The sequence below is a fragment of the Stappia sp. MMSF_3263 genome (assembly GCF_030733745.1).
Lineage (GTDB): Bacteria > Pseudomonadota > Alphaproteobacteria > Rhizobiales > Stappiaceae > Stappia.
Window position 1 is genome coordinate 36,548 of the sequence record NZ_JASHIK010000026.1, and the last position, 10,643, is coordinate 47,190.

Below are 10,643 nucleotides of genomic sequence, written 5' to 3' on the forward strand. Positions count from 1 at the left end.
ATGCACGGCGTCCATCCCGCGTCGGCCGCCCGCGGCCCGCGCCTTCCGCTTTCCCTTGCCCTGCGTTTCGCGCTGCGCGAGATGCGCGGCGGGCTGAAGGGCTTCTACATCTTCATCGCCTGCATCGCGCTCGGCGTCGCCGCGATCTCCGGCGTCGCCTCGGTTTCGCGGGCGCTGGTCGAGGGTATTTCCGCCGAGGGCACGACCATCCTGGGCGGCGACATGTCCTTCCGCCTCATCCACCGCACCGCCGATGACGCCGAACTGGCCTGGCTTCGCGAGACCGGCGAGGTGTCGCGCATCGCCACGCTGCGCGCCATGGCGCGGGTGGCGGAGAGCGGCGAGCAGACGCTTGTCGAACTGAAGGCCGTCGACAGCGCCTTCCCGCTCTACGGGGAGATGCGCCTTGAGGAGGGCAAAGCGCTGGAAGACGCGCTTGCCCCCAGGGACGGCTTTCACGGCGCCGTCGTCGAGCCCGAACTCCTGGTGCGTCTCGGCCTGGAAAAGGGCGACACGATCAGCCTTGGCCGCGCCACGATACGCATCGCCGACACCATCGTCGCCGAACCGGACCGGTTGAGCGACGGCATTAATTTCGGCCCGCGAATGATTGTCTCCGATGCCGGCCTGGCGGCAAGCCAGCTGGTCCAGCCGGGCAGCCTCGTGCGCTGGATCTACCGCCTGCGCCTGCCCGCCGGCACCACCGCGACGGATATCGAGGGGATCGAAAGCCAGGCCAACGAACGCTTTCCGCTGGCCGGCTGGCGGATCCAGTCCCGCGCCAACGCCGCCCCCGGCCTGCAACGCAATATCGGCCGGCTCGCCCAGTTCCTGACGCTGGTCGGCCTCACGGCGCTGGTCGTCGGCGGTGTCGGCGTCGCCAATGCCGTGCGCGCCTATCTCGACGCGAAGCGCCCGGTCATTGCCACCTTCCGCTGTCTCGGCGCCGATGGCGATTTCGTCTTCCGCGTCTATCTGTTCCAGATCCTCTTTCTCGCCGGCCTCGGCATCGCCGCCGGCCTTGTGCTCGGCATGGCGATCCCCTTCGCCGCCGCGAGCTTCCTTGCCGCAGTCATTCCCGTCAACGCGGTCGCCGCGATCTATCCGGCGGAACTGGGCCTTGGCGTCGTCTATGGCGGGCTCACCGCGCTCGCCTTCGCGCTCTGGCCGCTGGGGCGGGCCCATGACGTGGCGCCAAGCCTGCTGTTTCGCGATGATGTTTCGGCCGCAAGACGCATCCCGCGCCTGCGCTACGTGCTGGCGACCCTGGTCGCCGTCTCGGCCCTTGCCGGCCTCGCGGTGGTGCTGTCCGGCGACCTCAGGATCTCGCTGACCTATGTCGGCGCCACCATCCTCGTTTTCCTGCTCCTGATGCTGATCGCCCGTCTCATCATGTCCGTTGCCCGGCGCCTGCCGGCCCCGCGCGGTGCGGAACTGAGACTGGCGCTCGCCAACATCCATCGGCCGGGCGCACTGACCCCTTCCGTCGTGCTCTCCCTCGGCCTCGGCCTGTCGCTGCTCGTTGCCCTCGCCCTGATCGACGGCAACCTGCGCCGCGAACTTGCCACCACGATCACCGCGGAAGCGCCGAGCTTCTTCTTCCTCGACGTGCAACAGGGCGAGCGCGAGGCCTTCGATGCCCTGCTTGCCCGAGAGGCACCCGGCGCGAGGATCGACGGCGCGCCGATGCTGCGCGGCCGCATCAGTGCCGTCAACGGCGTGCCCAGCGACCAGATCGTCGCCTCGGAGGGCGGCGCCTGGGTCCTGCGCGGCGATCGCGGCATCACCTATGCGGCGACCAAGCCGGACAATGCGGTCCTGACCGAAGGCGCCTGGTGGGACGAGGACCATTCCGGCACGCCGCTCGTCTCCTTCGAGGCCGATGCCGCCAGCGACCTCGGCCTGAAGCTCGGCGACACGATCACCGTCAATGTGCTTGGCCGCGAACTGACCGCGACGATCGCCAACTTCCGCCGCGTGGAGTGGGAATCGCTCGCCATCAACTTCGTCATGGTGTTCTCGCCCAACACCTTCGCCGGCGCGCCGCACACCCATCTGCGCACCCTCGCCTATTCCGATGGCGGCAGCGACGCGCGGGAGTTCGCCCTGCTGAAGACCCTGTCGGCACAGTTCCCGACGGTGACCGCGGTGCGCGTCAAGGACGCCATCGAGCAGGTCAACAGCCTGGTCGAACAACTGGCCTGGGCGATCCGCGCCGCGGCGTCGGTGACGCTCGTTGCCTCGGTGCTGGTGCTGGGCGGCGCGCTTGCCGCCGGTCATCGCCACCGGGTCTACGACGCGGTGATCCTCAAGACGCTGGGGGCGACCCGGGCCCGGCTGATCAAGAGCTTCGCCCTGGAATACGCGATGCTCGGCCTCGTCACGGCCACCTTCGCCGTGATCGCCGGCACGCTCGCCGCCTCCTTCGTGCTGGTCGAGATCATGGACGCGAGTTTCACCTTCCTGCCGGCAACAGCGATCGGCGCGGCGCTCGCCGCCCTGGTGCTCACCGTCGGCTTCGGCCTCATCGGCACCTGGCAGGTTCTCGGCCGCAAGCCCGCGCCCGTGCTGCGCAACCTGTGATCGGCGCCGCGCGAATTTGCCTGAGCGGCCTTGCCGGCGCCGTTGCGGAACCGGCCATCGCGCCCCGGCGGTGGCATGTTTCTCCCCAGCCATGTCGCCCCGGGGGTTTCAATACGCGCATATCACGCTAGTCTCGCCGACGTTTGGCCGCCCTGCGTTCCGGGGTGGCAGTGCCATTTCGGGGGACACCAGCATGACCAGACCCGCATTCCACCGCGCGCCGAAGACACGGCTGCGCACCGCCTGTGCCGCCCTGCTCGCCGCCACGCTGGCACTTAGCGCGACCGTCGCCCGGGCGGAATCGCCCTTCCACACCGGCGTCTGGCAGGTCAACGAGCCGACCGGCGCGCGTGGCCTCGTCGTCAGCGACTGGCTGATCTTCGAGGACGGGCTGCCCAAGCGCTGGCTCTACCGCCGCGCCGGCACCAACGACCAGAACCAGTTCGACTTCCTCGTCCGCAACATGGGCGAAAGCACCTATGCCCCGGTCCAGGTCCGCGTCTATCGCACCGGCGACCACGAGATGAAGTTCACCACGTTCGAGAAGGGCAAGGAGCCGGTCGAGCACACGTCCAACCGCCTCTCGATCCCCAACTACAAGAACTCCTGCCTGTCGGTGGAGAACAAGGGCGAGCGCCTCTTCGGCTCCTGGACCGGCACGACGGCCTCCTCCTTCAAGCGCCTGCGCCTGTCGAAGACCAAGCTCACCATTGACGGCCAGTCGCGCAGCGTCGATGTGTCCCCGGTGCGGGTCGGCCGTCTCGGCATTGTCGAGAACGGCCAGCCGATCGCCTTCCTCACCGATGCCGGCGGCGACTACGCCGTCGTGCAGTGGTTCAAGCCCGGTGTCGACATCGCCACCATGGGTGATCCGAAGAAGGAGATCCTCGACTTCGCCCGCGAGGAAATCGTCCGCTGGCCGGGCGGCACCTGCGACCGGCAGATTGCCTCGCGCCTGAAGGCGATGAAGTAGGGCCTCGCCCCGGGCACCCTCAGGAGGATTAACCTCCGCGAAAAAATGACAGAACGGTAATGTGCCCGGAACCGATTGCATCTTGTTCCGGGCATGGCTTGCGCCCATATTCGGAGGGATGTGTGCGCAAGCTGGCCTGATGAGGGGCCATTTGCGCGGCACGCAAGGGTCTCGGAGACCATCGATCGCGCGTCGATCGCCTGCATCCGATGGCCGGGGACCGCCCGAAAGGGCATATGTTTCAAGCATAGAGAGGATTTCGATGTCGACCTTCGACCGCAATTCCAACACCAGGTACGCTGCGGCCGGCGCGCAAGCACAGGCCGGCGTCTATGACGAGGGCCTGCGCGCCTACATGCTGGGCGTCTACAACTACATGGCGTTCGGCCTTGCCATCACCGGCGTGCTCGCGCTGGCGACCGCCTATTTCGCCACCACGCAGGATTCTGCCCAGGCCGTGGCGACGCTCGGCAACGGCACGATGCTGACCCAGCTCGGCTACATGCTCTATGGCAGCCCGCTGAAGTGGGTGGTGATGCTCGCCCCCCTCGCCATGGTGTTCTTCCTCAGCTTCAAGGTCCAGTCGATGAGCGCCTCCACGGCGCAGATCACCTTCTGGGCATTTGCAGCCCTGATGGGCCTGTCGCTGTCCTCGATCTTCCTGGTCTACACGGGCGGCTCGATCGCGCGGGTGTTCTTCATCACCGCCGCCTCCTTCGGCGCACTGAGCCTTTACGGCTACACGACGAAGAAGGACCTGTCGGGCTGGGGTTCGTTCCTGTTCATGGGCCTGATCGGCATCATCATCGCCTCGCTGGTGAACCTGTTCCTCGCCTCCTCGGCGCTGCAGTTCGCCATCTCGGTGATCGGCGTGCTGGTCTTCGCCGGCCTGACCGCCTACGACACCCAGCAGATCAAGCAGATGTACCACGCCGGCGACAGCTCGGAGGTCTCCGCGAAGAAGTCGATCATGGGCGCCCTGCGCCTCTATCTGGACTTCATCAACCTCTTCCTGATGCTGCTGCAGCTGTTCGGCAACCGCGAGTAATCGCGGCCGCGGCTGGCGCAGGCCGGAAACGGTACGCAACAACGACAAAGGGCGCGGGGACATCACCCCGCGCCCTTTTGCATTTCCGCCCGCCGTAGCCGCGCCGAGCCTCAAACGCTCCCGCAGCCGGGTCGGACCGGGTCCGTTCACACCAGGCTCAGGTGACGCTTCTTTTCGAAAACCTTGAGCACCTGGGCAAGATCGCCGCCGCGCTTCAGGATGATGCCGCCGGTGCCGAGCACCGCATAGGCGCCCTGGCGGCGGGCGTTTTTCGGCACCTTCTCGATGCGGAACAGCGGCATTTCCGAACTGCGCCGGAAGATCGAGAAGACGGCCCTGTCCTTGAGATGGTCGATGGCGTAATCGCGCCATTCTCCTGCCGCCACCCTGTAGCCGTAGACGCGCAGGATCTGGTCGAGCTCGCGCCTGTGGAACGCGACGATCGCACTGGCGGGGGCCGGTGCGGCGGAGCTTCGCGGGGCAGGGTCGGCAACGGCCTGCGGCCCGGCCCCGAAGCGGGATCCCTCTTCGTCGAACTCGCTCATTGCGCCTCCCGCCATGGTGAGCCCGGATCGGGATTCGGGCCGTCTGGTCCCGTCGTCACGGCCTGCCGCCGTCATCCAGTCGTCATGATGGTCTCCGTGGTCCGCCTTTGGCAAGGCCCCAGTCCCGTCTCCCGCCGTCGCATGGGCCCATGCGCGCCGGGCCAGCCGGGTGCCCGCGTCCAGGGCCTGTCAAACCTGGCTGGCCGGGCTGTGTTCGCCTTCTTTTTCAGACCTCTGTCCGGTTCCTTGTCGATTTCATAGTTTTGCCCCAATGCAGCCCCGACGACGCCATCTTGGACCGCGAGATTGGCATCGTTGCATCAGGGATTGTCGGCAAGGCTTCGGTACGCAACAGCCCCCCAGCCCCCCGGGGTTTTGCCGCAAGAGTTCCCGGATCCGCCTCGCGGATCGGCACTGCAACCGGAAGGGCCGGCTATATGCCGGCCCTTTTCCCGTTTCAGGGATCCCGTTCTTTCGTCCCCCCTTCCAGGCGACACTTTTTCCCCGCCGCACGCATCTGGCGGGGACACGTCTGTCTCGCTGCCTTTTGTCCCTTGCCGATCGGCGCTATCATGGGCGCATGAGTCTCGGCCTGACTGCCCTGCGCCCCGCGCGCCACGACGATGCCGAAGCGCTCGCCATCATCCACGAGGATGCCTGGCGATCGACCTATCGGGGCGTGATCGACGGTCTCGAGCTGGAGCGGATGATCTCCCGGCGCGGACCGAAATGGTGGCGCACCGCCTTGTCGCGCGGCGTCCGCATACAGATCCTGGAAGTCGCCGGCGTGGCCGCCGGCTACGCCACCTACGGGCGCAGCCGGATGCGCGAACTGCCCTTCGAGGGCGAGATCTACGAACTCTATATCCGCCCCGACCACCAGGGCCTGGGCTTCGGCGCGGAACTGTTCGACGCCGCGCGTGCCGCGCTTGAGCGCTCCCGCCTTTCCGGCCTCGCCATCCGCGTGCTCAAGGACAATGACGCGGCCATCGGCTTCTATCTCAGGCGCGGCGGTCAGGTGCTGATGACCAGCCGCGAACGCATCGCCCAGACATCGCTGGAACTGACCGTCTTCGGCTGGTTCGCCGACGACACGGGCTGAGCCTCACACCGCCTTGCCGAGCCTGCCGACCCGCGCGATCCAGCCCTTGCGTGTTTCCTCGCTCGAGCCCTGCACCGGCGAGAAGGTACGGAAGCGGATGCCCTTGAAGCCGCAAAGCCCCAGGATCTGCGATTTCATCGCCCGGTATCCCGGCACCCGCTCGACCAGGTAGAGATACCAGCGGGGCGAATCCGCCGTCACCAGCACCTCGGCCGTGCGCCCTGCAAGCAGCTGTTCGGGCAGCGCCTGGCCCTCCTTGTACTTGAAGGCGAAGCCCGGCAGCAGCACCCGGTCGATAAGCCCCTTCAGCTTTGCCGGCATCAGGCCCCACCACATCGGGTGGACAATCACCATGTGCTCGCACCAGGCGATCTTCTCCTGCACTTCCGCAAGACACAGCTCCAGCGGCTTGTCGACACCAAAGCCCGCGCCCATGTCGGGATCGAAGCTCATTTCGCACAGGCGCAGCAGCTTCACGTCGTGGCCGGCCTGCCAGGCTCCATCGGCATAGGCGGCGGCCAGCGCTCCGCACAGGCTGTCGGGGCCGGGATGTCCGTCCAGAACCAGAATGCGTTTCGGCATTGTCTCTCTCCGGGTTCGAGTGTATCCATGCATAATTGACCGCGGTCATTTTTTGATGCCTCATTTTTTGACCATGGTCAATAATTAATTCGCGCGGCGTCTTCACGCCGTGTGCGACCCCATCGCCAGGGAAAGGACAGGGATGGTCGGACGTCCGCAGAAGCGTACCCGCGAGACCCGCGACAAGATCCTCGCCGCGGCGTGCGACCTGTTCGACGCGCGCGGCTACGAAGAGACAAGTGTCGATGCCGTGGCCGAGCGCGCCGGCGTTGCCAAGGCAACCGTCTTTGCCCACTTCACCGACAAGACGAGCCTGCTGATCGCAGCGCGGATCGGCAGCCTCGACGCGCTCGCGGAGGCGATGCGCGCGGCGATCGACAAGGGGCCATCCGGCGATCCGGCCGACTTCCTTGCCGGCCTGTTGCACCCCTGGTTGTCGCTCTACCGCGCCGACCCGGAGTTCGCCCGTCTCTATCTCGTCCAGTCGACGCTCAAGGACGCCCCTTGGACCCGCCAGTTCCTGGACATCTGCTACCGTCTGGAGGAGGCTGTCATCGAGGCGGTCACCTTGCTGCAGCGCGCCGGCCACCTCGCCGCCGGTGCCGAGCCCGTGCTTCTCGCGCAGGGAATACTGGCCTTTTTCTACCACATGATCGTCGGCTTCAGCATCGGCGCCATTGCGCAGGCCGAGGAGCAAGCCGCCATCTTCGACCGGCTCGTCTCCCGCTGGTTGTCGACCGCGCGCCCTCTTGACGCAGATGGTGTTTCCTGAAAAGTTGCAAGTGAAACTAATATGGACCGTATCGGCCGTTTGCCGTCACCTTCAGGAGGCTTTCCGGGAGAAGACGCCACCGGCCGCGTGCGAAAGACCAGAACGGATGCCGGCGCAGGAAAACGAGGCGCCAGGACGTCCGGATCAAGGGAGGACAGGAATGCACTTCAGGACCAGTTCCATCGGGCTCGGGGTTGCCGCCCTCGGCCTGCTCATCGCCGCCGGACTCACCGGGGCCCGCGCCGAGACGACGCTCGTCATGTCGTCCTGGCTGCCGCCCAAGCATCCGCTTGTCGAAAACGCCATGAAGCCCTGGGCCGACGATGTCGAGAAGGCAACCGAGGGCCGCGTCAAGGTGCGCGTGCTGGCGAAGCCCCTCGGCGCGCCGCCGGCCCATTTCGACATGGCGCGCGACGGTGTCGCCGACATCACCTACGGCCTGCATTCCTTCACCCGCGACGACCGTTTCCTGCGTTCGCGCATCGGCCAGTTCTCCTTCCTCGGCGACAATGCCGTGGCGGTGTCCAAGGCCTATTGGGACGTCTATGCCGGCTCGCTCGACGCCGCCGGCGAGCATGAGGGCGTCAAGCTGCTCTCCGTCTTCGCTCATGGCCCCGGCATGGTTCACAACAACCAGCGCAAGATCGAGACGCCGGAGGGCTTTTCCGGCCTGAAGCTGCGCACGCCCGGCGGCTACATCGCCGACCTGATGCAGGATCTCGGTGTCACCACCCAGTTCATGGGCCCGGGCGAGGTCTACGAGAAGCTGTCGCGCGGCGTCATCGACGGCGTCACCTTCCCGATGGAGGCGCTCAAGGCCTTCCGCCTTGCCGATCACCTGACCCATTCGATGACCGTTCCCGGCGGCATCTACAACACCTCCTGGTTCCTGGTCATCAACCAGGCCAAGTGGGACGCCATCTCCGACGCCGACAAGGCGGCCATCGAGGCCCTGTCGGGCGGTGCCTTTGCCGAGCGGGCCGGCGCCGTGTGGGACGCGGCCGATGCCGGCGGCGCGGCGCTCGTCGCCGAGACGAAGATCGAGGTGCACGAGGCCAATCCTGCGGTGCTCGCCGCGATCAAGGAACGGGCCGCAAAGTACGAGGCCGAATGGGCCGGGGCGGTCAAGGCGCAGGGCTTCGACGGGGCCGCCGCCCTCGCTGCCTTGCGGGCCCAGACCGGCGTTTCCTTCTGACGCCCTGATGCCCGAGCAACCGAAAGCACCGGTCCGGCCGCAGCGCCGGACCGCGTGGGGCCTGATCGAGACGGCGTTGTCGGCGGGAGCCGGCGCGCTGCTTCTCGCCCTCACATTCATCACCTGTATCGACGTCGTCGCCCGCTACTGGTTCAACGCGCCCCTGTCCGGCGCCTATGAACTGACCGAACTGTTTCTCGCCGCCCTTGTCTTCCTCGCCCTGCCGATCACCACCGGGCGCGGCGAGCATGTCGAGGTCGACCTGATCGACGCGGTCGCGGGCGGTGCCATTTCCCGCATGGCCCGTCCCGTCACCGGGCTCCTGACCGCCGGCGTGCTTGCGCTCTTCGCCTGGCGGCTGTGGGAACACGCCCTGCGGCTCGCGAGCGACGGGGCAATCAGCGATAGCCTGGCGCTGCCGATCGCGCCCGTCGCCTTCCTTGCCGCCATTGGCTGCGGCCTTGCAAGCCTGCTCGCCATTTCCCGCGCGCTGCGCCCAGCCGCCGCCTGACCGGATCCCCCCATGACGGAATCGCTTGTCGGCTTCGCCGTTCTGCTCGTCCTGATCTTCCTCAAGATGCCGGTTGCCTTCGCCATGGCGCTGGTCGGCATCGCCGGCTTCGCCCTGATGCGCGGGCTCGACGCCAGCCTTGCCATGACCGGCACGCTGGTCTTCGATGCCGGCCTTGCCTATTCGCTCTCGGTGGTGCCGCTGTTCATCTTCATGGGCAACGTGCTCGCCCGCTCCGGCGTCAGCCACGGCCTCTATGCAGTCGCCAACCACGCAACGGCACGCATGCGCGGCGGCCTTGCCATGGCCTCGGTGATCGCCTGCGGCGGCTTCTCCGCGGTCTGCGGCTCCTCCCTCGCCACCGCCGCCACCATGTCCAAGGTGGCGATGCCCTCGATGCGCCGCTACGGCTATGCCGACAGCCTCGCCGCCGGCTCGATCGCCGCCGGCGGCACGCTCGGCATCCTCATCCCGCCCTCCGTCATCCTGATCATCTACGGGCTGTTGACCGAATCCGACATCGGCAAGCTGTTCATCGCCGGCATCGTGCCGGGTCTTGTCGGCCTCGTCTTCTACCTCCTCGCCGTGCAGGTCGCCGTCTGGCGCAATCCCGGGCTCGCGCCGCCGGCGACGGACCTGGAACCGCTGACCCGGCGCGACGGGCTTGGCGTTGCCGCCCTTGCCCTGCTCTTCGCCATCATCATGGTCGGCATCTATGGCGGCTTCTTCACCCCGACCGAGGCGGCCGGCATCGGCGCCGGCACCGCGATCCCCATCTCGGCCCTGTTCGGCCGGTTGAAACTGTCGGCGCTGCTCGAGGCGATCGGCGAAAGCGCGCGGGCGACCGCGATGATCTTCGCCCTGATCATCGGCGCCGACATCTTCACGAACTTTGTCAATTTCGCCGGCCTGCCGGACGCCCTGTCCGAGGCTGTCACCGGCCTGGACGTCAGCCCCTGGCTGGTGATCCTGGCGATCGTCGCGGTCTACATCCTGCTCGGCTGCGTGCTGGAAAGCCTGTCGATGATCCTGCTCACCGTGCCGGTCTTCTATCCGCTGGTCAGCAATCTCGACTTCGGCTCAGGAATGCTCGCGGATCCGGAACTGGTGCTGATCTGGTTCGCCATCGTCGTCGTCGTGGTCACCGAGATCAGCCTGATCACCCCGCCCGTCGGCCTCAACGTCTTCGTCCTCAGGAGCGTCCTGGAAGACGTCAGCCTGACGACGATCTTCAGGGGCGTCACCCCGTTCTGGATCGCCGACATCTTCCGCCTGGCGCTGCTGATCGCCGTTCCCTGGATCTCGCTCTGGCTGGTCACGGCGATGCGCTGA

The 10,643-nt window shown here is 67.0% G+C and carries 10 protein-coding genes; 8 read left to right on the forward strand and 2 right to left on the reverse strand.

Features of this window, described 5'->3' with window-relative positions:
* The 3 genes from RBB46_RS20840 to RBB46_RS20850 all read left to right on the forward strand — a co-directional run bounded on the left by RBB46_RS20840 (window position 1) and on the right by RBB46_RS20850 (window position 4,604).
* Window positions 1-2,583, forward strand: coding sequence for an ABC transporter permease (locus RBB46_RS20840; RefSeq protein WP_306030971.1), 2,583 nt, complete (start codon window positions 1-3; stop codon window positions 2,581-2,583).
* 193 nt (window positions 2,584-2,776) lie between these two features.
* A complete protein-coding gene (locus RBB46_RS20845) occupies window positions 2,777-3,556 on the forward strand; it encodes a hypothetical protein (protein ID WP_306030972.1) in 780 nt (259 codons plus the stop codon).
* Between the two features lie 262 nt (window positions 3,557-3,818).
* Window positions 3,819-4,604 carry a Bax inhibitor-1/YccA family protein gene (locus RBB46_RS20850; RefSeq protein ID WP_306030973.1) on the forward strand — a complete coding sequence of 262 codons (786 nt, stop codon included), beginning with the start codon at window positions 3,819-3,821 and terminating at the stop codon, window positions 4,602-4,604.
* Between the two features lie 146 nt (window positions 4,605-4,750).
* On the opposite strand, the gene RBB46_RS20855 is transcribed toward RBB46_RS20850, so the two are convergent.
* The gene (locus tag RBB46_RS20855) at window positions 4,751-5,149 is read right to left on the reverse strand and encodes a DUF2794 domain-containing protein (protein ID WP_306030974.1); all 399 of its coding nucleotides are present in this window, start codon (window positions 5,147-5,149) and stop codon (window positions 4,751-4,753) included.
* Between the two features lie 580 nt (window positions 5,150-5,729).
* On the opposite strand from RBB46_RS20855, the gene RBB46_RS20860 reads away from it, so the two are divergent.
* The gene (locus tag RBB46_RS20860) at window positions 5,730-6,251 is read left to right on the forward strand and encodes a GNAT family N-acetyltransferase (protein ID WP_306030975.1); all 522 of its coding nucleotides are present in this window, start codon (window positions 5,730-5,732) and stop codon (window positions 6,249-6,251) included.
* 3 nt (window positions 6,252-6,254) lie between these two features.
* Here RBB46_RS20860 and RBB46_RS20865 read toward each other — a convergent pair whose 3' ends face one another.
* Window positions 6,255-6,833: an NAD(P)H-dependent oxidoreductase gene (locus tag RBB46_RS20865; protein ID WP_306030976.1), complete on the reverse strand. Its 579-nt coding sequence runs from the start codon at window positions 6,831-6,833 to the stop codon at window positions 6,255-6,257.
* 142 nt (window positions 6,834-6,975) lie between these two features.
* Here RBB46_RS20865 and RBB46_RS20870 point away from each other — a divergent pair, with 142 nt between their 5' ends.
* The 4 genes from RBB46_RS20870 (at window position 6,976) to RBB46_RS20885 (ending at window position 10,643) form a co-directional block, all read left to right on the forward strand.
* Window positions 6,976-7,605 (forward strand): TetR/AcrR family transcriptional regulator, encoded by a 630-nt coding sequence (locus RBB46_RS20870; protein WP_306030977.1) that lies wholly within the window; start codon window positions 6,976-6,978, stop codon window positions 7,603-7,605.
* A 160-nt stretch (window positions 7,606-7,765) separates the two neighbouring features.
* Window positions 7,766-8,800 (forward strand): TRAP transporter substrate-binding protein, encoded by a 1,035-nt coding sequence (locus RBB46_RS20875; protein ID WP_306030978.1) that lies wholly within the window; start codon window positions 7,766-7,768, stop codon window positions 8,798-8,800.
* A 7-nt stretch (window positions 8,801-8,807) separates the two neighbouring features.
* Window positions 8,808-9,311 carry a TRAP transporter small permease gene (locus tag RBB46_RS20880; protein WP_306030979.1) on the forward strand — a complete coding sequence of 168 codons (504 nt, stop codon included), beginning with the start codon at window positions 8,808-8,810 and terminating at the stop codon, window positions 9,309-9,311.
* A 12-nt stretch (window positions 9,312-9,323) separates the two neighbouring features.
* Window positions 9,324-10,643 carry a TRAP transporter large permease gene (locus RBB46_RS20885; RefSeq protein ID WP_306030980.1) on the forward strand — a complete coding sequence of 440 codons (1,320 nt, stop codon included), beginning with the start codon at window positions 9,324-9,326 and terminating at the stop codon, window positions 10,641-10,643.